20 protein-coding genes are annotated in these 22,670 nt (G+C 62.9%); 6 read left to right on the plus strand and 14 right to left on the minus strand.

The genetic code is table 11. From position 1 onward, the window contains the following. Positions 1-262 precede the first annotated feature (262 nt). Genes EB815_RS33275 through EB815_RS33285 form a run of 3 tightly spaced genes read left to right on the plus strand, consistent with a single transcriptional unit; the run spans position 263 to position 4,865 of the window. Complete coding sequence (locus tag EB815_RS33275; RefSeq protein WP_056570006.1) at positions 263-3,193, plus strand: molybdopterin oxidoreductase family protein; 2,931 nt, start codon at positions 263-265, stop codon at positions 3,191-3,193. Next, on the plus strand, positions 3,190-3,924 hold the full coding sequence (locus EB815_RS33280; RefSeq protein WP_056570002.1) for a 4Fe-4S dicluster domain-containing protein: 735 nt from the start codon (positions 3,190-3,192) through the stop codon (positions 3,922-3,924). The genes EB815_RS33275 and EB815_RS33280 overlap by 4 nt, the downstream gene beginning before the upstream one ends. Before the next feature lie 5 nt (positions 3,925-3,929). Then, a complete protein-coding gene (locus EB815_RS33285) occupies positions 3,930-4,865 on the plus strand; it encodes a dimethyl sulfoxide reductase anchor subunit family protein (protein ID WP_065005394.1) in 936 nt (311 codons plus the stop codon). Between the two features lie 3 nt (positions 4,866-4,868). Here EB815_RS33285 and pdeM read toward each other — a convergent pair whose 3' ends face one another. The 5 genes from pdeM to EB815_RS33310 form a co-directional block, all read right to left on the minus strand. Beyond that, positions 4,869-5,585 carry a ligase-associated DNA damage response endonuclease PdeM gene (gene pdeM / locus EB815_RS33290; protein ID WP_056569999.1) on the minus strand — a complete coding sequence of 239 codons (717 nt, stop codon included), beginning with the start codon at positions 5,583-5,585 and terminating at the stop codon, positions 4,869-4,871. Continuing rightward, entirely contained in the window at positions 5,582-8,116 is a 2,535-nt protein-coding gene (locus EB815_RS33295) for a ligase-associated DNA damage response DEXH box helicase (protein WP_056569997.1), read from the minus strand. Before EB815_RS33295 ends, pdeM begins: the two co-directional genes overlap by 4 nt. Positions 8,117-8,218: 102 nt before the next feature. Continuing rightward, on the minus strand, positions 8,219-9,124 hold the full coding sequence (locus EB815_RS33300) for a C40 family peptidase (protein ID WP_081294921.1): 906 nt from the start codon (positions 9,122-9,124) through the stop codon (positions 8,219-8,221). After that, positions 9,108-9,458, minus strand: a complete 351-nt coding sequence (locus tag EB815_RS33305; RefSeq protein ID WP_010913361.1) for a MarR family winged helix-turn-helix transcriptional regulator — start codon at positions 9,456-9,458, stop codon at positions 9,108-9,110. Before EB815_RS33305 ends, EB815_RS33300 begins: the two co-directional genes overlap by 17 nt. Before the next feature lie 169 nt (positions 9,459-9,627). Then, the gene (locus EB815_RS33310) at positions 9,628-10,992 is read right to left on the minus strand and encodes a leucyl aminopeptidase family protein (protein ID WP_081294922.1); all 1,365 of its coding nucleotides are present in this window, start codon (positions 10,990-10,992) and stop codon (positions 9,628-9,630) included. 129 nt (positions 10,993-11,121) lie between these two features. On the opposite strand from EB815_RS33310, the gene EB815_RS33315 reads away from it, so the two are divergent. Beyond that, positions 11,122-11,943: a tetratricopeptide repeat protein gene (locus tag EB815_RS33315; protein WP_065005395.1), complete on the plus strand. Its 822-nt coding sequence runs from the start codon at positions 11,122-11,124 to the stop codon at positions 11,941-11,943. 81 nt (positions 11,944-12,024) lie between these two features. On the opposite strand, the gene EB815_RS33320 is transcribed toward EB815_RS33315, so the two are convergent. From EB815_RS33320 to EB815_RS33360, 9 genes are all read right to left on the minus strand, one after another. Continuing rightward, positions 12,025-13,050 (minus strand): type II secretion system F family protein, encoded by a 1,026-nt coding sequence (locus EB815_RS33320; RefSeq protein WP_056569991.1) that lies wholly within the window; start codon positions 13,048-13,050, stop codon positions 12,025-12,027. Between the two features lie 9 nt (positions 13,051-13,059). Then, positions 13,060-14,073, minus strand: coding sequence for a type II secretion system F family protein (locus EB815_RS33325; RefSeq protein WP_056569988.1), 1,014 nt, complete (start codon positions 14,071-14,073; stop codon positions 13,060-13,062). A gap of 23 nt (positions 14,074-14,096) precedes the next feature. Further along, the gene (locus tag EB815_RS33330) at positions 14,097-15,599 is read right to left on the minus strand and encodes a CpaF family protein (RefSeq protein ID WP_056569987.1); all 1,503 of its coding nucleotides are present in this window, start codon (positions 15,597-15,599) and stop codon (positions 14,097-14,099) included. A gap of 23 nt (positions 15,600-15,622) precedes the next feature. After that, the gene (locus tag EB815_RS33335) at positions 15,623-16,912 is read right to left on the minus strand and encodes an AAA family ATPase (RefSeq protein ID WP_056569985.1); all 1,290 of its coding nucleotides are present in this window, start codon (positions 16,910-16,912) and stop codon (positions 15,623-15,625) included. A 50-nt stretch (positions 16,913-16,962) separates the two neighbouring features. Then, a complete protein-coding gene (locus tag EB815_RS33340; RefSeq protein WP_065005396.1) occupies positions 16,963-17,700 on the minus strand; it encodes a CpaD family pilus assembly protein in 738 nt (245 codons plus the stop codon). Between the two features lie 14 nt (positions 17,701-17,714). Continuing rightward, positions 17,715-19,247, minus strand: a complete 1,533-nt coding sequence (locus EB815_RS33345; RefSeq protein ID WP_056569975.1) for a type II and III secretion system protein family protein — start codon at positions 19,245-19,247, stop codon at positions 17,715-17,717. Beyond that, positions 19,244-20,059: a Flp pilus assembly protein CpaB gene (gene cpaB, locus EB815_RS33350; RefSeq protein WP_065005397.1), complete on the minus strand. Its 816-nt coding sequence runs from the start codon at positions 20,057-20,059 to the stop codon at positions 19,244-19,246. Before cpaB ends, EB815_RS33345 begins: the two co-directional genes overlap by 4 nt. A 221-nt stretch (positions 20,060-20,280) precedes the next feature. Continuing rightward, complete coding sequence (locus tag EB815_RS33355; RefSeq protein WP_056569971.1) at positions 20,281-20,799, minus strand: A24 family peptidase; 519 nt, start codon at positions 20,797-20,799, stop codon at positions 20,281-20,283. Positions 20,800-20,985: 186 nt separating this feature from the next. After that, complete coding sequence (locus EB815_RS33360) at positions 20,986-21,162, minus strand: Flp family type IVb pilin (protein WP_056569967.1); 177 nt, start codon at positions 21,160-21,162, stop codon at positions 20,986-20,988. Between the two features lie 356 nt (positions 21,163-21,518). Here EB815_RS33360 and EB815_RS33365 point away from each other — a divergent pair, with 356 nt between their 5' ends. Both EB815_RS33365 and EB815_RS33370 read left to right on the plus strand, forming a co-directional pair. Then, complete coding sequence (locus EB815_RS33365) at positions 21,519-21,941, plus strand: pilus assembly protein N-terminal domain-containing protein (RefSeq protein WP_056569964.1); 423 nt, start codon at positions 21,519-21,521, stop codon at positions 21,939-21,941. A gap of 138 nt (positions 21,942-22,079) precedes the next feature. After that, positions 22,080-22,670, plus strand: a complete 591-nt coding sequence (locus EB815_RS33370) for a TadE/TadG family type IV pilus assembly protein (protein ID WP_056569963.1) — start codon at positions 22,080-22,082, stop codon at positions 22,668-22,670.

Consider the following 22,670-nt stretch of genomic DNA (forward strand, 5'->3'; position numbering starts at 1 on the left):
TTAAGAACCAATATCGATCGAATTTACAAGAACAACTGATTAGACGGATCAATAGCTTTATTCTACTTTTTCCGGTGAAGTTAGAAAAAATTGGCCTTCAGGTCGCAGCGAATAAAATGATCGGGCGGTTCAGATCCCTGCTTGCCCATTGGGCCCGTGGCATAAGGCGGCGGCTGGCCGGCGATCGCTATCATCCGGAGGAACACTATATGCGCGGCCCCGGGCCGAAGACGCGGGCCAAGTCCGGGGGTACCGCCGGATCATGAGCCACCGACCGCCGCGCGGCGCGAATTCGGCACCATCGCAACGCCCACTTGCCGACACGCGCGCGCCTGATGAAGGCGACGGTGTCGACACGTCGCCAGGCATTTCCGACAGCATCGCCAAGACCACCTGCTACATGTGCGCCTGCCGCTGCGGCATCGACGTGCACATCAAGGACGGCAAGGTCCGCTACATCAACGGCAACAAGGACCATCCGGTCAATCGCGGCGTGATCTGCGGCAAGGGCAGTTCCGGCATCATGCAGCACTACAGCCCGGCCCGGCTGAAGAAGCCATTGCTGCGCACTGGCCCGCGCGGCTCCGGCGAGTTTCGCGAGATCGAATGGGAAGAAGCGTTTGCGATCGCGACAGAGCGGCTTTCGACGATACGCCGGAACGATCCCAAAAGGCTCGCCTTCTTCACCGGCCGCGACCAGTCGCAGTCTCTCACCGGCTGGTGGGCAAGCCAGTTCGGCACGCCGAATTTCGCCGCCCATGGCGGCTTCTGTTCGGTCAACATGGCGGCCGGAGGCCTTTACTCGATCGGCGGCTCGTTCTGGGAGTTCGGCGAGCCCGACTGGGACAACACGCGATATTTCATGCTGTTCGGCGTCGCCGAGGATCATGATTCCAACCCGATCAAGATCGGCCTCGGCAAACTCAAGGCGCGCGGCGCCAAGGTGGTCTCGATCAATCCGTGCCGGACCGGCTACAATGCCATTGCCGACGACTGGATCGGCATCCGGCCCGGCACGGATGGCCTGTTCGTGTTTGCTCTCATCCACGAGCTGTTGAAGGCTGGCCGCGTCGATCTCGATTATCTGCTGCGCTACACCAACGCCCATATCCTCGTCGTGCAGGAGCCTGGCGCCTCCGACGACGGGCTGTTCGTCAGGGATGCCGACGGCAATCCGCTGGCGTGGGACAGGGTGGCGAAGACCGCCGCCAAGGCAACCGACCCGGAGGCGAAGCCGGCGCTGACCGGCAGCTTCGAAGTCGACGGACGCCGGTGCACGCCGGTGTTCCAGCTGATCGCCGACCGATATCTTGACGGGAGCTATGCCCCCGATGCGGTCGCCGAGCGTTGCGGCATCGCCGCCGATACGATCCGCCGGATCGCCGCCGAACTCGCCCATGTCGCCTTCGAGCAGACGATCGAACTGCCGGTTGCCTGGACCGACTGGGCCGGGCGCCGGCACGAAACGATCAAGGGTCGGCCGGTTTCGATGCATGCCATGCGCGGCATCTCCGCCCATTCGAACGGTTTTCACACATGCCGCGCCATCCACCTGCTGCAGGTGCTGCTGGGCACGGTGGACGTTCCCGGCGGATTCCGCTTCAAGCCGCCCTACCCCAGATCAGCGCCGCCTGGCCCGAAACCCGCCGGCAAGACCGTCAAGCCGATGACGCCGCTCGACGGCATGCCGCTCGGCTTCGTCTGCGGGCCGGACGATCTGCTGGTCGACGAGGCCGGCACGCCGCTTCGCATCGACAAGGCCTATTCCTGGGACGCTCCGCTGGCGGCACACGGACTGATGCACACCGTCATCCGAAATGCGTGGGCCGGCGACCCGTATCCGATCGACACGCTGATGATGTACATGTCGAACATGGCCTGGAATTCCTCGATGAACACCGTCGAGACGATTGCCATGCTGACCGACCATGACGGGGCCGGGAACTACAAGATACCCTTCATCATCTATTCCGACGCCTATTATTCCGAGACCGTGCCGTTCGCGGATCTGGTGCTGCCCGACACCACCTATCTCGAACGCCATGACTGCATCAGCCTGCTCGACCGGCCGATCAGCCACGCCGACGGGCCGGGCGATGCCATCCGCCATCCCGTCGTCGAGCCGGACCGCGACGTCAGGCCGTTCCAGTCGGTGCTGATCGAGTTGGGTGCGCGGCTGGGACTCCCCGGCTTCGTCAATGACGACGGAACGGCCAAATATGCCGACTATGCGGACTACATCGTCAACCACGAGCGCACATCAGGCATCGGTCCGCTGGCCGGATGGCGCGGCAAGGGCGGCACCGCGATCGGCAAGGGCGAGGCCAATCCGAACCAGTTGCAGCGCTACATCGACAATGGCGGCTTCTGGCACCACGACTTTGCCGACGACCAGCGCTACTACAAGATGGCCAACCGCTCCTATCTCGATTTCGCGGTGCAGATGGGTTTTATCCCCAAGGCCGAGCCGATCATTTTCCAGCTCTATTCCGAGCCGATGCAGCGCTTCCGCCTCGCCGCGCGCGGCCATGGCCGTGTCCTGCCGCCGGAAGGCGAGCGTCAGCGGATCGAGAGCTACATGGATCCGCTGCCGTTCTGGTACATGCCCTTCGAGGAAGCGGCCGTCGACCTCGAGAAATATCCGCTGCATGCGCTGACACAGCGACCGATGCACATGTATCATTCCTGGGGCTCGCAGAATGCCTGGCTGCGGCAGATCACCAGCCAGAACCGGCTGTTCGTGCATCACCGGACCGGCGCCGGCCTCGGTCTCGTCGATGACGACTGGGTCTGGATCGAGAGCATCAACGGCAGGGTGAAGGGCCAGATCAAGCTGATCGACGGGGTGAATGAAAGCACGGTCTGGACCTGGAACGCGATCGGCAAGCGGCGCGGCAGCTGGGGCCTGAAGGATGATGCGGCAGAGAGCAATCGCGGCTTCCTGCTCAACCATGTCATCGGCGACCAGACCTCGGCCGACGCGCAGGGGAAGCGCTATTCCAACTCTGATCCGGTGACAGGCCAGGCAGCTTGGTTCGACCTTCGCGTGCGCATCGTCAAATGCCCTGATAAGGAAGCCGGCTTCACCGAGCCGCAATTCGAGCGATTCCGCCAGCCGCCGCATTTCGAACCCTCGCCCGACAAGCTGACTTTCGGCGCCGAGTTTCGCCGAGCACGAGAGGCGGCCGAATGACCTGTCTGCCAAGTCAAACCGGCAAAAAGCTCGGCCTCGTCATCGATCTCGACACCTGCGTCGGCTGCCAGGCCTGCGTCACCGCCTGCAAGGAATGGAACACCGGCGGCCACATGGCGCCGCTGACCGATATCGATCCCTATGGTGGCAACGTCGACGGCGTCTGGTTCAACCGCGTGCACAGCTATGAGCACACCACCGAGATGGGTGGGCGCACGGTGAACTTCCCCCGCTCTTGCCTGCATTGCGAGACGCCGGCCTGTGTCACCGTCTGCCCGACCGGCGCCTCTTACAAGCGGGCCTCGGACGGCATCGTGCTGATCGACGAGGACAAGTGCATCGGCTGCAAATTGTGCAGCTGGGCCTGTCCCTATGGCGCGCGCGAATTCGACACCGATGTCGGTGTCATGAAGAAATGCACGCTCTGCGTCGACCGCATCTACAACGACAATCTGGCCGAGGAAGACCGCGTGCCGGCCTGCGTCGCCGCCTGCCCGACAAGCGCGCGGCACTTCGGCGATCTCGGCGATCCCCTCTCGGCTGTCTCGCAACTGGTGGCGGAGCGCGGCGGGGTCGACCTGATGCCGGAACTCGGCTATCGCCCGACCAACAAATACCTGCCCCCGCGCGCCCATACGCAACGCGCCGCATCGGTGACAGCCCCCGCACTGGAGCCGGTGCGGGCCGAAGGCGGTTTCCTCGGCTGGGTCGACCGCATGCTTTCGAACTGACATCCATGCATCCAGCCTTCTCCGTTGTCTTCTTCACCACCGCCACGGGGGCCGGCTACGGCCTGCTCGCGCTGCTTGGCGTGCTCGGTGGGCTCCAGATCATCCCGGCCGATTTCTGGCTCGGCCTCGTCGGCCTGGCGCTGGCGCTCGGCCTGATCGCGGCGGGACTGTTGTCCTCGACCGGTCATCTCGGCCGACCCGAGCGCGCCTGGCGAGCGTTCTCGCAGTGGCGCAGTTCCTGGCTGTCGCGCGAAGGCGTGTCGTCGGTCATTACCTTCATCCCGGCGGGACTGTTCGGCATCGGCTGGGTGTTCCTGGGCCACACCGATGGCTGGGTGGCCATTGCCGGATTGCTGGCCGCCATCGGTGCGATCGTCACGGTCTGCACCACAGGGATGATCTATGCGTCACTGAAGCCGATTGCCCAGTGGCATAGCCGCTACACTTTGCCGGCCTATCTGATCTTCGCGGCAATGACCGGCAGTGTGCTTCTGAACGCACTATGCCAGGGCTTTGCGATCGGCTCGAAAATGCTTCTGGCGGCGTGCGTGCTGTTGACGGTGTTCGGCTGGGGCTGGAAGCTCGCGACCTGGCGGCACAATGACCGGCTCGAGATCCCAACCACCGCCAACACCGCGACCGGTCTGGCCGGCGGGACGGTGCGGTCGCTGGAATGGCCGCATACCGAGGAAAACTACCTGCTCAAGGAAATGGGCTTTCGCATCGCGCGCAAGCACGGTGCGAAGCTGCGCCGGATCACGCAGTTGCTGGCCTTCGCTCTGCCCGTCCTGCTGCTCACCGCCGCCTTCGTCCTGCCCTGGCCCTTTGCGGCGGTGTTTTCAGGGTTCGCGGCGATCGTCCAGTTCACCGGCATGCTGGTCGAGCGCTGGCTGTTCTTCGCCGAGGCGAAGCATACGGTCACCCTTTATTACGGCCGTTGACAGTCAGCCCGGCCGCAGCATCGAACCGGAAATCGCGAAGATGCGCTGGGTGCCAAGCATGTAAGCCATCAGCGTCTCCAGCCGGAACAGGCCGGCATAGGCGCGGTCGAGCACATTGAGCGAACCAGTATACGCGCCGAAGGCCGGCATGATCATGCGGCCGCCATCGCCGGCAAAGCAGCGCCTGCGCACCGAGCGGCCTTGTTGCACGATCCGCGCGCAAGGGTGCAGATGGCCTGAAATCTCGCCCTCGACGCGCATCTTGGATGGCTCGTGCCGGAACAGCAACGAACCGATGGCAAGTTCACGCACCGTTTCGCCGGGCAGGTCGGCCGGCGCTTCCGGATCATGATTGCCGGCGACCCAGAACCAGTCGCGACCTGCCATCAGCGCTTCCAGCCGCTCGCGGAAGCTTGCATGCATGCGCTCGGCGCCACCGCCATCGTGGAAGCTGTCGCCCAGGCTGATGACGATCGAAGGCTGATAATCCGCGATCACCGCTTGCAGCCGCAGCAAGGTCGCGCCGGTGTCGTAAGGCGGGATCAGCGTGCCGCGCCTTGCCAGCGACGAGCCCTTTTCCAGGTGCAGGTCGGACACCGCCAGAAGCCGAAACTCGGGAAAATAGAGCACGCCGCGCGGATCGCAGACCGCGCGCTCGCCGGCGATACCGACAAGGTCGGCCTCACCAATCAGCGACGTGCGCGCCAGCGAAAAATTCATTCCTTGACCATCTCCGGCCCCATGGCCTCCTCGACCAGTGTCGCCGCGTCCATCAACAGGGTTTCGTCGGCTTCGCCGTTCACCGGCATCTTGCCGATCTCGAGCATGATGGGCACGGCGAGCGGCGAAATCTGCTCCAGATTCTTATGCATGATTCGACCCTGGATGCGCGAGAGCATGTCGGCAAGTCTGCTGACATCGAGCAAACCGGCCGCCGCATCGGCGCGTGTCGCCTGAAGCAGGATATGGTCCGGTTCGTGGCTGCGCAGCACGTCGTAGATGAGGTCGGTCGACACGGTGACCTGGCGGCCGCTTTTCTCCTGACCCGGGTGGCGTTTCTCGATCAGCCCCGAAATCAGAGCGCAGTTGCGGAAGGTGCGCTTGAGAAGCCAGCTGTCGGCCAGCCAGGCTTCGAGATCGTCACCCAGCATGTCCTGGTCGAACAGGGCACCGAGCGACGGTTTGCGGGCCTTGAACATCGCACCCATGTCGCCCAGCGACCATATGGCCAGCGCATAGTCAGTGGCGACGAAGCCGAGTGGTCGTGCGCCTGCCCTGTCGAGACGGCGGGTGAGCAACATGCCGAGCGTCTGGTGGGCCAGCCTGCCCTCGAAGGGATAGGCGACGAGATAATAGCGGTTGCCGCGCGGAAAGGTCTCGATCAGCAGGTCATCGCGTTTGGGCAGCACCGATTTGTCGGCCTGGAATCGCAGCCAGTCGGCCACCTGCTCGGGCAGCTTCTTCCAGCGCTGCGGATCGTCCAGCATGATGCGGACCTGTTCGGCGAGATAGGTCGAAAGCGGAAACTTGCCGCCGCCATAGTAGGGCACCTTGGCATCGCTGCCGGGCGCGTTCGACACGAAGCATTCGTTCTCGCGAATACCTTCGAAGCGCAGCACCTTGCCGGCAAACATGAAGGTGTCGCCATGCGTCAGCGTTTCGAGGAAGGCCTCCTCGATCCTGCCGAGAACGCTGCCGCCTCGCGTAGCCGAGCCTTTGCTGCCAGCCTTGACGTAACGCACGTTGAGCGCCGGCACTTCGATGATGGTGCCGACATTGAGCCTGTATTGCTGAGCGACGCGCGGATTGGAAACCCGCCATAGGCCATCCTTGTTCAGGCGGATCCGGGCGTAGCGCTCATAGTTCTTCAGCGCGTAGCCGCCGGTGGCGACGAAATCGATGACGCGGTCGAAGGTTGGCCGATCGAGGCTGGCATAGGGTGCCGCCGTTCGCACCTCCTCGAACAGATCATCGGCGCGGAAGGGCGCGCCACAGGCGCAGCCGAGCACATGCTGCGCCAGCACATCGAGGCCGCCATCGACCAGCGGCGGTGTATCCTGTGCACCGAGATAGTTGGCGTCGAGCGCGGCCCGGCATTCCAGCACCTCGAAGCGATTGGCGGGGATGAGGATCGCCTTTGACGGTTCGTCCATGCGGTGGTTGGCGCGGCCGATGCGCTGCGCCAGCCGGCTCGCTCCCTTCGGCGCGCCGACATGCACGACCAGATCGACATCACCCCAGTCGATGCCGAGATCGAGCGTCGAGGTGGCGACGATGGCACGCAGCGCGTTCTCGCCCATCGCCTTCTCTACGCGTCGGCGCTGGGCGACATCGAGTGAGCCGTGATGAAGCGCGATCGGCAAGGTGTCCTCGTTGACCCGCCACAATTCCTGGAACAGCAGTTCCGCCTGGCTGCGGGTGTTGACGAACAGCAGCGTCGTCTTGTGGCGCTTGATCTCGCGATAAATCTCCGGCGTGGCATAGCGGGCCGAATGCCCTGCCCATGGCACGCGCTCTTCGGAATCGAGGATGGAGATCTCAGGCTTCGCGCCACCCGTGACGACGATCAATTCGGACATGTCGCCGGGTGGATTCTGGCTGACCAGCCAACGTCGCAGTTCGTCCGGTTCGGCCACCGTCGCCGACAGGCCGATTGTCTGCAGGCCGGGCACAAAGCTGCGCAGCCGCGCCAGGCCGAGTGCCAGCAGATGGCCGCGTTTCGACGTCACCAGGGAATGCAGTTCGTCGAGCACGACATAGCGCAGGTCTTCGAAGAAGCGCCTGGCATCGCCGGCAGCGATCAGCAACGCGAGTTGCTCGGGGGTGGTCAGCAGAATATCGGGCGGCACCAGCTTCTGCCGCTGGCGTTTGTGCGACGGCGTGTCGCCGGTGCGTGTCTCGATGCTGATCGGCAACCCGATCTCCTCGACCGGCTTGCCGAGATTGCGCTCGATGTCGACGGCCAGCGCCTTGAGCGGCGAGATGTAGAGCGTGTGTATGCCGCGATGCGCCTGCCCCGGCTTTCGCCTTGGCCTGACGGCCAGTTCGGTCAGCGAGGGCAGGAAGCCGGCCAGCGTCTTGCCAGCCCCGGTCGGCGCGATCAGCAGCACCGATTGCCCGCTTTGAGCCTTCGCCAACAATTCGATCTGATGGGCGCGCGGCGACCAGCCCTTCTCCGCGAACCATCTGAGGAATGGCTCGGGCAGGGCCACGGTGGCATTCTGTTCGGCAAGGCGCGGCTCAACTGTCACGCGCCAGAGGTAGCGCGGCCACGGGCAATCGCCAAGGGAAATCGGAACAAAAGGGGATCGAGGAGCGCTCTTCCCCGTCACCATACGGGAGGAGGAAGAAGCTTACGGCCGCCGGAACCCCGTCGGGCCGCCATAGAGGTACCCGATGCGGGCGATGGCATCCTTCAGCCCTTCGCGCGAGACCAGCATGGTGTGGCCATTGGCATGGATCATGGTCTCGGTATCGGTCATGACCGCGACATGACCTTTCCAGAAAACGAGGTCGCCCCGGCGCAATCCGGCATGGTCCGGGCCTGGATCGAGCGGCTCGCCGATGCTTGCCGCCTGCATGTCGGAATCGCGCAGCACGTCCCGGCCAGCCATGCGCATCCCCAGTTGCACGAGGCCCGAACAGTCAATGCCGAAGCCGGACGCGCCACCCCAAAGATACGGTGTCCCAAGAAAGGCCTCGGCCACCGCGACATAGTCGGCGGCGACTTCGCCGATGGGCCGCAAATGGGCGGCGATGATCGCCTCGCCAGAGGGCAGGACGGCATAATGCGTGCCGCGCGTCTCGGCGCTCCCCGTCACGGTCACCGTCGATCCCATTGATAGCCGTCCCGCGATCGGAAAGCGCAGATCCGCGCCGGGGTAGAGGAAGGTGCGGGGCACCGAAACGATATGAGTGGGCGCGTGGTCCCGTCCGCCCAGCATGGTTGCGTCGACATAGCCGACATAGCCATCGCGTTCGGCCTGGATCCAGGCCCAGCCCTCGGCATCCTCGAAAACCAGCACATCGTCGCCAAACAGGGCTTGCGTGTTGATGCCCGCATCCGCCCTGGGCGCCTTGCGGATATCGGCCACCGATGCCGAAATCCGCGCCGGCCGGCCGGCGACGAAGCGGTCGGCGACGACCTCGCCCTTCAGCCTTGCGTCGGCAAGGTCGGAACGGAAAGCGTGAAGGCGGGCATCCCTGGCGGTCAAATCGGCAATCCGGTCAAATGGCTGGTGGTCAGATGGGCAGTTCATGCGCCCTGGCAATGATACCATCGCCGAAGCGCTCGACAAAGAGCGCGCCCTCGACCGTTCGCTTGATCAGGACATTGCGCTTGTCGAGTTCGTCGCGATGGCGCGAGACCAGCTTCAGCGCGCCCATCGTGTCGAGCGCGCGCGTGATGACGGGCTTGGTGACGTTGAGGCGAGCAGCCAGTCCGCGCACCGTGTGTGGCGGCGGATCGAGATAGATGGTGAACAGGATCGCCGTCTGGCGCATGGTCAGGTCGGGTGCGTCGTCACGCACCTGCGACAGCATCACTTGCTGCCACAGTCGCAAGGCCTGGCTCGGGCGCATCGCAATCGACATCGCACCAGCATGACGCCAAATTGTTTCGGTTCCGTTTCAGTTTCAGCAATTTGCCGGCTCTGTTGGCGGGTCTGGAGCAGTTCACCATTTCACGGAAACGGCTAACTGCTCTACTATTTGTTTACGCAATTCCGGACGAAAACCGTTTCACGCCTTTCCTGGAATTGCTCTATCCAAACCGTCTCGAAATGACCTGCTCCAAAGCCCTGATACCCTGGGCTTCGCCGCCGGCAGGACCGTGCGGGCGGTCGACGGGGTTCCAGGCGAAGATGTCGAAATGCGCCCAGCTCGCGGTCTTCTCGACAAAGCGCTTGAGGAACAGGGCAGCGGTGATCGAGCCGGCGAACCCGTCCGTGGTGACATTGTTGATGTCGGCGATCTTCGATGACAGTTTCGCATCGTAAGGCCGCCACAGCGGCATGCGCCACAGCGGATCCTCGACCGCGGCGGAAGCCGCCGCCAAATCCGAGGCCAGTGCCTCGTCACCGGTGTAGAAGGGCGGCAGATCGGGGCCAAGCGCGACACGGGCGGCTCCCGTCAGCGTCGCCATGTCGACCAGGAGCTGCGGTTCCTCGTCGTCGGCTAGCGCCAGCGCGTCGCCCAGCACGAGCCTCCCTTCGGCGTCCGTGTTGCCGATCTCGACAGTGATGCCCTTGCGGCTCGCCAGCACGTCGCCCGGTCGGAAAGCATTGCCTGAGATCGAATTCTCGACCGCGGGGATCAGCACCCGCAACCGCACGTTCAATCCCGCGGCCATGATCATGGACGCCAGGCCAAGCACGTTGGCAGCGCCGCCCATATCCTTCTTCATCAGCAGCATGCCCGATGACGGCTTGATGTCGAGGCCGCCAGTGTCGAAGCAGACGCCCTTGCCGACCAGCGTCACCTTCGGCGCGGCCTTCGACCCCCATGTCATGTCGATCAGGCGCGGCGCGCTGGTCGAGGCACGGCCGACGGCATGGATCATCGGGAAATTCTGGGCGAGCAGGTCGTCACCCTTGATGACGGAGACTTCGGCTTCATGAACCCCGGCCAAGGTCCGCACCGCCATCTCCAGATCGTCCGGTCCCATGTCGCTGGTCGGCGTGTTGACCAGGTCGCGTGCCAGGAACACGCCATCGGCGATGCGGCGAACACGCCCTGCATCGACGCCGGCCGGCAGATCGAAGCGCAGCGCCTTGCCTGACTTCTTGCCGTAGCGGGTAAAGACATAGCCGCCGAGCGCCAGCGCGATTGCCGCGAGTTCCGGCTCGGCCGGCGTCGCGGCGAAATGCCAGTCGCCTTCCGGCAGGTTTCTGGACAATACACCCAGTGCCAGCGCCCCCTCACCGTCTCCAATGCCGAACAAGGCCCCGGCAAGCGCGCCGTTTTGGCCGGGCACGGCCAGCGTCCTGCCTGCCTCGCCGAAAAAGCCGTTGGCCCTGGCCCAGGCGACCGTGGACGGCGCAAGGCCCGCGGTCTCCAGACCGTCCCTGGCCACCAGGTGCACCGGCAACGCGCCGTCCAATTTCTTCTCGACGAGTTCGACAGGCATTCGATGTTCTCCATGCCGAACCCAAATCGAGTCGGCGTTTCTTAACTCTCCGTTAGGGTTAACAGAATATTTCTCCGGGAGGGAAGATGGCCACGCAATGGCCGCGCATGAATGGAGGCTTGGGTAGCGATGCCGACCGACCGCACAGTGAATGCCAGGGGAAAACGGCTCGTCACCACGGCCCTCATGCTGGCGCTCGCGGCGGGCGTCGCCGGCTGCGGAACCGACAAGCTCACCACCGGCTCGATCGGCCGCACCGGCGGCAAACCGCTGGAGACCATGTCGGCCGGAGAACTGCACAATGCCACGGCCGCCCTTGGCCAGTCCTACGCCAGGAACCCCAACGACAAGCGAATCGCGACCAATTTCGCGGCCGCGTTGCAGATGGATGGCGATGCCGACCAGTCGCTCGCCGTGATGCGCAAGCTGGCGATCGCTTACCCCAAGGACCGCGACGTGCTCGCCGCCTATGGCAAGGCGCTGGCCGCCAACGGCCAGTTCGAGGCAGCGCTCGACGCCGTGCGTCGCGCGCAGACGCCGGAATACCCTGACTGGAAGCTGGTCTCGGCGGAGGCAGCCATCCTTGACCAGCTCGGCCAGAAGGACGACGCGCGCCAGCTTTACCGCAAGGCCCTCGAACTCAAGCCGAACGAGCCCTCGGTTCTCTCCAATCTCGGCATGTCCTATGTGCTGGGAGGGGATCTGCGCACCGCCGAGACCTATATGCGCTCGGCCGCCCAGCAGCCCGGGGCCGACAGCCGTGTGCGCCAGAACCTGGCGTTGGTCGTCGGTCTGCAGGGCCGTTTCGACGAAGCCGAGAAAATCGCCTCGCAGGAGCTATCGCCCGAACAGGCACAGGCCAATGTCGCCTATCTCAGGCAGATGCTGGCCCAGCAGAATGCCTGGACCCAGCTCAAGGACCAGGACAAGGCGAAACCGGCAACCAACTGACAACGATTTCGCCGACAGACGTTGAAAGCCGCGCTGCATGCAGCGCGGCTTTTGTCTTTGGGCGAGAACCTGCCGCGATTTTTACTGGCTGGTCGACGCCGGCGCCCCGGAATGATCGCCAAAGATGCCGCGCTGGCTGACCTGGATACCGGCGGGTCCCAGGATGATGGCGAAGAGCACCGGCAGGAAGAACAAGATCATCGGCACGGTGAGTTTGGGCGGCAAGGCGGCGGCCTTCTTCTCGGCGGCGTTCATACGCATGTCGCGGCTTTCGGCGGCAAGCACGCGCAACGCGTGCGCCACGGGCGTGCCGTAGCGTTCGGCCTGGACGAGCGCCTGCGACACCGATTTGACCGATTCCAGGCCGGTACGGCTGGCAAGATTCTCATAGGCCTGCTTGCGTTCCTGCAGATAGGAAAGCTCGGCGTTGGTGAGGATGAATTCTTCCGCCAGAGCCACCGACTGGGCGCCGATCTCGTCGGCAACCTTGCGCAGCGCGGCTTCCACCGACATGCCCGACTCCACGCAGATCAGCATCAGGTCGAGCGCATCAGGCCACGCCATCTGGATCGACTGCTTGCGCTTGGTGGCGCGGTTGTTGACATAAACAACCGGTGCGTAGAAGCCGCCATAGGCTACGAGGACGCAGACGAACAGCCGCACGACCAGTGGTTTGTCCGGCAAGCCTCCAAGCACGAATATGTAGACCAGGGCCAGCGCGAAGCCGACAAAGGGCAGCACGAGACGGAAGAAGAGGAATCGCGTCAGCGGGTTCTGCCCGCGAAAGCCGGCGACCTTGAGTTTCTGCAAGGTGTTCTCGTCGGCAAGCGCGCGCCGCAGGTCTAGCCGGTCGACAATGTTGCGCATGCCGATCGACTGTTGTTCGCGCAGGCCCTTGCGGCGGCGATCGGCCTCGGTGGCAAGCCGCGCGCGCTGCTTGGCGCGAAGCTCATCGCGCTCGAGCGCGACCGTTTTCATGCGCGCCTTGAGCTGGTTGCCGCCAAGCGCCGGCAGCAGCGTAAAGACGGTCGCGAACACGGCGATGGCGACCAGCACCGCGATCAGAAACGCCGGATCCGTCAGTGACTTGATGACTTGTTCACTCATGCCGCGGCCCTAGACATCAAAGTTCATCATCTTGCGCATCACGAAGATGCCAATCGACATCCAGACGGCGGAAACGCCGAGGATCAGATTGCCAACACTGGTGTTGAAGAGCGGCATCAGGTAGAGCGGGCTCGAAAGGTAGACCAGGAAGGCGACGATGAAAGGCAGCGCGCCGATGATGGCGGCCGACGCCTTCGCCTCCATGGACAGCGCCTGGACCTTGGCCTTCATCTTCTTGCGGTCACGAAGGACGCGAGAGAGGTTGCCCAGCGCCTCGGACAGGTTGCCGCCGGCCTGCGACTGGATCTGGATGACGATGCCGAAGAAACTCGCCTCGGTGCATGGCATGGTTTCGGGCATCCTCAAGGTCGCGTCGGGGATCGACAGGCCCATCTGCTGCGAATCGACGATGCGGCGAAACTCGGTCTTCACCGGCTCGGGGGATTCGTTGGCGATCAGGCGCACGGCATCGTTCAGCGGCAGGCCGGACTTGACCGCGCGCACGATGATGTCGAGGGCGTTTGGAAATTCGTTGAGGAATGCCTTGACGCGCCGGGCGCGGCGAAACGAAACGAACCAGCGCGGCAGGCCAAGCGCGCCTGCCAGCAGCACGCCCGGCAGGACGAGCGTCGGCGCCCCGGCCATGAATGCGACCATGGTCAGCGCGAGGCCGCATATGGCGGAATAGATGTAAAAGCGCTCGATCGAAACCTTCATCCCGGCCTGCCGGATTTGCGCCTTCAGCGGCGGCTTCTTGACGGCGGTGTCCTTGGCTTTCTGCTTCTCGTCGAGCTCCTTCAGCGAATCCTGCACAGATTTACGGCGCTTGGCCGCGTCCGCGGCGCGGTCGCGGGTGGCCTTGACGATGGAGCGGTCCGTTTCCGCCGCCTTGATCGTTTCAAGCCGCTTGCCGGCCTGTTTCTCATTGCTGATCTGGTTGAACAGGAATGCATAGGCGACCGCGCCGGCGCTGAAGCCGGCGAGCACGACAAACGCCAATACGGTGCCGTCAATTCCAAACATCGAGCAGAGCCCTCAACGCCACGTCAGTCAGCGCGTTTCTCCATGGCCTCGAGCGCAACGGCGAGGCGCTGCTCCTCGCCGTAGTAACGGGCACGGTCCCAGAAATGCGGGCGGCCGATGCCGGTCGAGACGTGCTCGCCCAGAAGCTTGCCGTTGGCGTCCTCGCCCTTGATGTTGTAGAGGACGATATCCTGCGTGATGATGACGTCGCCCTCCATCCCGATGACCTCGGTGATGTGGGTGATGCGACGCGATCCATCGCGCAGACGCGCCGCCTGGATGATCACATCGATGGAGCCGACGACGATTTCGCGCACGGTTTTCTGCGGCAGCGAGTAACCGCCCATGGCGATCATGGATTCGATACGGTTAAGGCATTCGCGCGGACTGTTCGAGTGGATCGTTCCCATCGAGCCGTCATGGCCGGTGTTCATCGCCTGTAGAAGATCGAACACTTCGGGTCCGCGCACCTCGCCGACGATGATGCGTTCGGGCCGCATGCGCAGGCAGTTCTTGACCAGGTCGCGCATCGTCACTTCGCCTTCGCCTTCGAGGTTGGGCGGTCGGGTCTCCAGGCGAACGACATGCGGCTGCTGCAGCTGCAGTTCGGCCGAATCCTCGCAGGTGATGACGCGCTCCTCGCGGTCGATATAGTTGGTCAGGCAGTTGAGCAGTGTCGTCTTGCCCGAGCCGGTGCCGCCGGAGATGACGATGTTGCAGCGAACGCGGCTGATGATCTTGAGAACCTCGGCTCCCTGCGGAGAAATGGCGCCAAACTTGACCAGCTGATCGAGCGTCAGCTTGTCCTTCTTGAACTTTCGGATGGTAAGTGCGGCTCCATCGATGGAGAGCGGAGGCGCGATGACGTTGACGCGGGAGCCGTCGGGAAGGCGTGCGTCGCAGATCGGGCTGGATTCATCAACGCGGCGGCCGACCTGGCTGACGATGCGCTGGCAGATGTTGAGAAGCTGCTGATTGTCACGAAAGCGGATGGTGGTCTGCTCGACCTTGCCATTGACTTCGATGTAGACGTTCTTGGACCCGTTGACCATGATATCGGCGATGTCGTCGCGGGCGAGCAATGGCTCAAGCGGCCCATAGCCAAGCACATCGTTGCAGATGTCTTCGAGCAATTCTTCCTGCTCGGCGATCGACATCGCGAAGTTCTTGATCGCGATGATGTCGTTGACGATGTCGCGGATTTCCTCGCGCGCGCTTTCGGGTTCGAGCTTGGCAAGTTGCGACAGGTCGATCGTGTCGATGAGCGCCGAGAAAACCTGGCTCTTGGTGTCGTAGTAGGTCTCGCTCTTTTCGCGGCCCCGCCTCGCCTCCGGCGCGATGGGTGGCGCCTCTACCGCACGCCGGGCTGGTGGAGCGACCGTTGCGCTTGGCGGCGGTGCCGCGGCCCGGCCAAGAACCGCCGTATCCGTCGAACCCGCGACCGGCGGCGCGGCCGGCGCCGGTGCTGGTTGGCGGAATTCCGGTGTGAACCGGTTGCCGTCGTCGTTGCCTCTTTTACCGAACATGATCGACTACCGGTTCCAAAGCATCATTTCTTGTTGCGCGAGAGCTTGCCGAGCAGGCTGCCCAAGCCGGCCTTCTTTTTCGTCCGGATTTCGCTTCGCCCGGTGAGCACATGGGCAATCTCATTGATGGTCGCGACAATCTGGTTCTTGGCATCCATTTCGCCGAGCATACGCCCGTTGTTGGCGGCATTGCCGAACAGCAACGGATCGAAGCCGATGACCGCCATCGGCGTCAGGCCGAGCGGCTCGGCGAAATCGGACGGCGAAATTTCCGGCCGCTTGGGGACGCCGGCCTGGTTGATGATGAGCTTCGGCGGCGGGTCGTTGGGGCGAAGCCGCTTGAGCATGTCGATCAGGTTCTTGGTGTTGCGCAGATTGGCCAGTTCCGGCGTCGCCGTGATGACGATCTCGTCGGCCTTGACCAGCGTGTTCTTGGCCCATCCCGTCCAGACATGGGGAACGTCCAGTACCAGAAGGGGTACGCTGCGCTGCGCGGTATCGACAAGCTGCGCGAAGGCATCGGGATCGAAGTCGTAGACACGTTCCAGCGTCGAGGGCGCCGCGAGCAGCGACAGGTGCTCCGCGCACTGGGTCAGCAGCCGGTCGAGATAGACTTCGTCGATGCGTTCGGGCGAAAACACCGCTTCGGCGATGCCCTGTGCCGGGTCCTGGTCGAAATTGATGTTGGCCGTGCCGAAGGCGAGGTCGAGGTCGGCAACGACGACCTCGGACTTGAACAGGGAGGACATTGCCCAGGCTACATTGTGGGAGATGGTGGAGGAGCCGACGCCGCCCTTGGCACCGACAAAGGCCACCGAACGGCCGAGCGGTTCGGCCTCAGGGTCGACGAAAATCGACGACACGACGCTGACGATGTCGGCCATCGACACCGGCGCGATGACATATTCGGAGATGCCGGAGCGAATCAGCTCGCGATAGAGACCGACGTCGTTGTAATGGCCGATAACCACCACTTTCGAGGATGGATCGCAGTGTTCGGAGAGCTGGGCGAGCTGCTCCAGCAATTGCTTGGGTTCACTGCGTGATTCCAGCAGGATCAGGTTCGGCGTCGGTGCCGACTGATAGAACTCGATGGCCGTGGGAACGCCGCCCATATGGACCTTGAGATGCGCCTTGGTCATGCGGCGGTCCTCGCCGGCGCGCTCGACCGGATTGGCAACGCCCTCGGTCTCGCAGAATGCCTGGATCGAGATGCGCGGGACCGGCCGCAACGCCTGCATCGCGGCGATGTCCTGCGGTGAGGTGTCACCGCCGTCCACGGTGGCGTCATAGGCAAGGTTGCTCATGGTCATGCTCTTTCCGTGGCCTGTTCTTTCCGTGTCTTCTCTTTCCCAAGGGCGGCTTAGTAGGTCACTTCCGAATTGCCGAGGAATTCATCCGAAATGCCCCTGTTGCGATAGACATCGATCACCGCGCCGCGGTTTTCCGCGTCGATGGTGGTCTGCTTGCGCGGCCCGAGCAGATCGGCCGGGTTGGCCATCTGGGCGGCGAGATTGTTCTGATAGGAACAGCCGAAGTCGGCATAGTGCTTGTTCTCCGACGTCTCCGTCAGATCGTCGGGCCAGCGTCCGCATTTGTCGGTCTGGGCCCTCACCGCGATATAGGAGACGCGAACCGGGGCCGATACCTCGCTCGATCCGGCCTGATAGGAAACCACGATGATCCGGTTGCGCTTGACGCCGCTGGCGACCGCCAGCCGGGCGAAATCGCGGCCGGCCGCCGAGGCGGCAACCTGATTGGCCGATCCGCTGGGAACCTGGATCGTCAATGTCGGAGCGGCACTCTTGTCATAGCCGTCGAGGAAACCGAGCAGCGTGTCGCGCTGCGAACCGGTCATGCCACGGTCACCGGCGCCGACGGGAAGGTCGATCTTCTGGTTCTTCTCCGCGATCACGATCGGATGGTTGGTGCGATAGTCGTCCGGAATGGCGCCCACGGTGATGCTGTCGCGCTGGGCGCAGCCGGCCAGCAAAGCCGTTGCCGCCACCGCCAGGATCGAGAGCGCCCGCAGGCTGGTCCGCGAACGGCCGGTGCGCATCGTCGTGACGATGCCCCTTGTGTTCAACGCTGACTGAGACATGTCCGCTTCCCCATTCACTTGTAGATAAAGCCGACAACGCCGTGATACCGGCCGTTGGGCTTGTCGGTCTGCATGGTGCCGTAGACGCGATTGACCTTGCCAAGGAACATGCCGGCGCCGTCGCTTGGAGGATTGAAATTGTCGTCCGGCTTGGCGAGATCGTTGCGTGCCACCGGCTTCGCCAGATAGGGCGTGATGATGATGACGAGTTCGCTTTCGTTGCGCACGAAGTCCCTGCTGCGGAAGAGCGCACCGAGCACCGGTATCTTGGTGAGGCCGGGCAGTCCCGCAACGGCTTGACGGACGTCATCGCGCACCAGGCCGGCAATCATCATCGAACCACCCGACGGCAATTCGACGGTCGTGTCGGCAAGCCGCTTGCGGATCGACAAAACCGCCATTCCCTGCAAGTCCAGTTGCTTCAAGCCTCCCGCTTCCAAGGAGCCGGCACCTTCCGTCGTCGGCTCCGATACGGAAGTCCTGACCTTGAGACTGATCCGGCCCGCCGAGAGCACCACGGGCTGGAACTCAAGGCCGATGCCGTATTCGACTTTGTCGAAAGTATATGTCGTCTGGCCGGTCTGGTTGTCGGACGATACGTTGCTCGTACGCCCCGAGACCACATTGTACTCGCCACCAACCTTGAACGTAGCCTTCTCGCCCGAAACAGCGGTCAGGGTCGGTTCGGCAAGCGTCTTCATGACGCCGCTTTGTTCCATGGCATTGATGTAGGACTGCAGACCCGAAGTAGCGAACCCAAGGCCCGAAGTCGACGAAAGCGGCTTGCCCAACCCGTAGTTGGGCGAACTAAGTGCGGCCCAGCTAATGCCGTTGCTGCCGCCACTGCCGACCATGTTGACGCCGAGCTGTTTCATCACGGACCGGCTTACTTCCGCGACGGTCACTTTCAGCGTGACCTGGTCGTCACCGATGATCTGCAGGAGATTGACGATCTTCGAGACGCGTCGTTCCTGGTCGGGGTTGTTGATGTCGACACCGCTCTGGGCCGAGCCGCCGGCCGCGGTCTGCGAATACTGACCCGTCGTCGCTTCACCGCCCGAGACGAAGATCGTCGCCAGGTCGACCGCCCGCTTCGCATCCAGCGGCGTATCGACGGTTCCGGTCAGGACGACGTTGTCGTTCAGCAGTTCCACCTTGACGGCCGAGGTCGGAAGGAAGCGCTTGATGTAGCCTTCCAGACCGGCAACGTCGCGTTCGACGGCCAGATCCAGACTGGCGATCTGTTCGCCGTTCGGACCGAAGACGAAGATATTGGTCTCGCCGACCGACTTGCCGAACAGGTAGATACGCCTTGCGGTGCGGGTCACCGCATCGGCAACGCTCGGGTTGGCGACAAGAATGTCGTAGGCATCGCTCGGCAGATCTATGACCACCGATTTGTTGAGGCCCAGCTTGACGCGCTGCGTGGCTGTCGTAGCCGTCACCTGCGTACTCTTGGCCTCGACGACGCCCTGCACATTCGTTCCGACGAGCAGCAGGCCGAATGCCGCGGCTGCGATTGCCGGCAGTTTACCGCTTAGCCTCATTTCCTTGCCCCTACTTCGGATACTTCACCCGACTTGATCAATCTCACCGTTCCCTTGCGGCCATTGCCGGAAACGAGATAGTCGGCCTCGTCCACATTCTTTTCCTGGGTGTCCGTGATCGCCCGCAGCGCCAGGGTCAGGCGATCGGCCATCTGCTGGGCAACGGTGATGATCTCCGCCTGTTTGGGCGTGAGCTCCAGCGTGGCGGTCTGGCCGACCCTGGTCTTCTTGCCCTCCTCGTCCTCCTGGATGGTCTGGTCGATCGCCAGGACGCGGATGTTCTTGAGGATGGTTTCAGTGTTGAAGCCGGTGCTGCCGCTGTTGGCATCCGCCCTTCGCGTCATGATGACGTCGACAAAATCGTTTGGCAGGATGAAGCCGCCTGCCGAAGTGTCGGCCGATATGGCGGTGGCGACCGCCCGCATCCCCGAAGGCAGGATGGACGACATGAAGCTCTGCCCCTCGCCGATCAGCTTGGAACGCCGCACGGGCTCACCCGCGTACATCGGCACACGGGCAATCGACCCCTTCAATTTGTCGAGGGCGTCGGGAGCGGTTGCCTTGGTGATGAAATTCGCGTTGACGCCGTCGGCCGGCCAGGTTTGCCAGGAGATGTTGTTCTGGAGCGCGTTGCCCATAGCGACGTCGCCCGAGAGCACAAGCACGTCCTGCAGGGGCACGGCAGGAGCCTGGGGACCCGAATTAACGACGATCTGGGGCGGCGGCGCGGCGACCATGTTTTTTGCGACATAGCCAGCGCCACCTGCCGCGGCCACCGCCACGCTCAGAATAATCAGTCGGGATGCTGGCATCTGTCCGAACCCTCGCCCTTGGCAAACCACCTAGCCAAGCCGGACTTTGCAGCGGCAATCGTCAAAACAAGGTTAATGCAATGCTTACGATCGTGATTAATTTAAGGTTTACATAAATTAGCTGGATCGCCCGGCCACGGATGCAAAAGAGGGTCCCGGCCGCCGGCGCTTTCCAAAGCCGGTCGGGCAACCCGATCAAGGTGACGGAATTCAGATCGCGTTCAGCTCGCCAGCCTTGCCAGCGCCCACACCATCAAGGGCGAATCCGGATAGGTCAGCAGTCCGCCCAGGCCGAGCGCGATCCCATAGGGAACCCCGGTCGTGTCATCCGCGAAATGACGCAGGAATGGATTGCGGCCGGTAATAACCGCCAGCGGCGATTTCCGATAGACGAGAATGGCAAGCGTCAGCAGGCCGCCGATAAATGTCGAGACAACCAGGTATTCGACAAGATGAACGTTCAACCCCATCCACACGGCCGTGGCGGCGAGCAGCTTGGCATCGCCTCCACCCATGCCACCCATCGCGAACAGGCCGAACGTAACGGCAAGGACCAGGGCGCCGGCGGCGAAATGCCAACCGTAGGCTGCCCATTCCATACCCGTCAGCGGCGCAACCAGCGCAAAGACGGCGACAAGCAACACCGACACGCGATTGGCAATCGTCATCGACAGCATGTCGGAGATCGCGGCAAAAAGCATGCAGAACGGAAAGACGACGAAGATCAGGGCTTCAAGCATCGGCGCTCATGCCTATTGTCAGAATTCCAAGGGGCTCAACCTAGGCTCGTTCGATTAACGATTGATGAGGCCCGAAACGAAAAGATGGCTGGTATTGGCAGTGACATGGACAAACAGAATAAAACAGGGGCCGCCATGTGGCGGCCCCTGTCTGGAACGCTATCGGAGCGTTCAACAATAAGCAGATCAGCTGCCGCTGCTGTTCAGGGTGCTTCCGATGGAAGTGAACTTGGCGTTGATCGCATTGCCGAGTGCGCCGGCGCCGGTGATGATGGCGAGCGCGATGAGAGCGGCGATCAGACCATATTCGATAGCGGTCGCGCCGGATTCGTCCTTCACGAAACGTGCAAAAAGGTTAGACATTCGAGAGCTCCTACTCCACGTGTTACAGCACTTCCGTCAACTTCTGTGATGGTTGATCGGATGCTGCCAATCTAGGGAGAAGCTCTTTCGATCGGCTTAATAAACAGCCTTACCGATTCCTTTCCCGGCTCGAACGGAGTGCTTGGTTAACTCCATGCTAAGCGCCGGCTAAAGTACCGTTCCCCAGGCCAACGCCGCAAAGGGCAAGGACTTAAGGAATCTTGTGACCCAGAGCGGATCGACCATGCGAACAGCTGTACCGATCGCCATATCCGGCGCCAGCAAGCCGACTTAACTGTTGGTTCACCAATCTCGTTCATGTTCCGTTGAACAGTTTGCTTGCTTGGAGCGCCTCGATGGCCGTGCAGAGATCCTCAATCCTGATTGCCGTGCTTCTTGCCGCCACGAGCCTGATCACGCCAGCCAGAGCCGGCGCCGATATAGAAGTCACCATGAATCAGGCCAAGATCGTGAAACTGTCGCGCCCCGCCGACACGATCGTCGTCGGCAACCCGGCAATCGCCGATGCCTCCGTCCAGGACGCCTCGACGATCGTGCTCACCGGCAAGGGTTTTGGTGTCACCAATCTCGTCGTTCTCGACCAGGACGGCAGCCCGATCGTCGACGCACAGGTTACCGTCGTGCGGCAGGCAGCCTCGTCGGTTCGCATCTACCGGCGCGCCGAGGTCCAAACCATGTCTTGCACGCCCTATTGCGAGAGCTCCTACAAGAGCGAGGCCGAGAAATCCTCCGAAGCCGAAATGAACGTCAGCAGATAGGCTGCATGGCCCCGGCGGCCGTCCAGGTTACCGGCCAGTTAAGACGCCCTCACCGACTTTAACGATCATCCAAACCGGACTTCAATTGGTTTGCGTTAGGACACCTGCCAGGACCGTCCAGGGATGGCAGGACAAGGCATGCGCAACGGATTCGGCTCGACAGTTCGGCACAAGGTGGAGCGCGCCAGGTCTTTCAGGCGCTTCGTTCGCGACCGGCGTGGCAGCACGGCGCTGGAGTTCGCGCTGCTCGCATTGCCGTTCGCCCTCCTTGTGTTCGCCATCCTTGAAAGCTGCATCTCGTTTGCCGGCCAGGAGGTGATGGCCAACATCACCGACGATGTCGCGCGCCAGTTGCGCACGGGCCAGTTGAAGCCGGCCGATGTGGCCGGGGACAAGCTGACGACCCTGATCTGCGGCAGACTTCAGATCATCGTCTCCACGGATTGCCCGCAACAGTTGCTTGTGGATCTTCGCGAGTATCCGACTTTCGCCGACGCGGCGACGGCGAGCTTCAAGATCCAGAACGGCGACGTCGTGCTGATGCAAGGCACGAATTCACAGACTTTCGCGAACACGCCTGGCCTGGCGGAATCGAAGAACATGCTGCGGGTCTTCTACAAATGGCCTGTCATGACCGATCTGATGGCCAAGTCGATGGCCAATCTGAGCGGAGGCAGGACGCTGCACTTCGCGTCCGTGACCTGGCAGAACGAGCCGTTCGACAATTGA

Source organism: Mesorhizobium loti (assembly GCF_013170705.1).
GTDB classification, from domain to species: Bacteria; Pseudomonadota; Alphaproteobacteria; order Rhizobiales; family Rhizobiaceae; genus Mesorhizobium; species Mesorhizobium loti_D.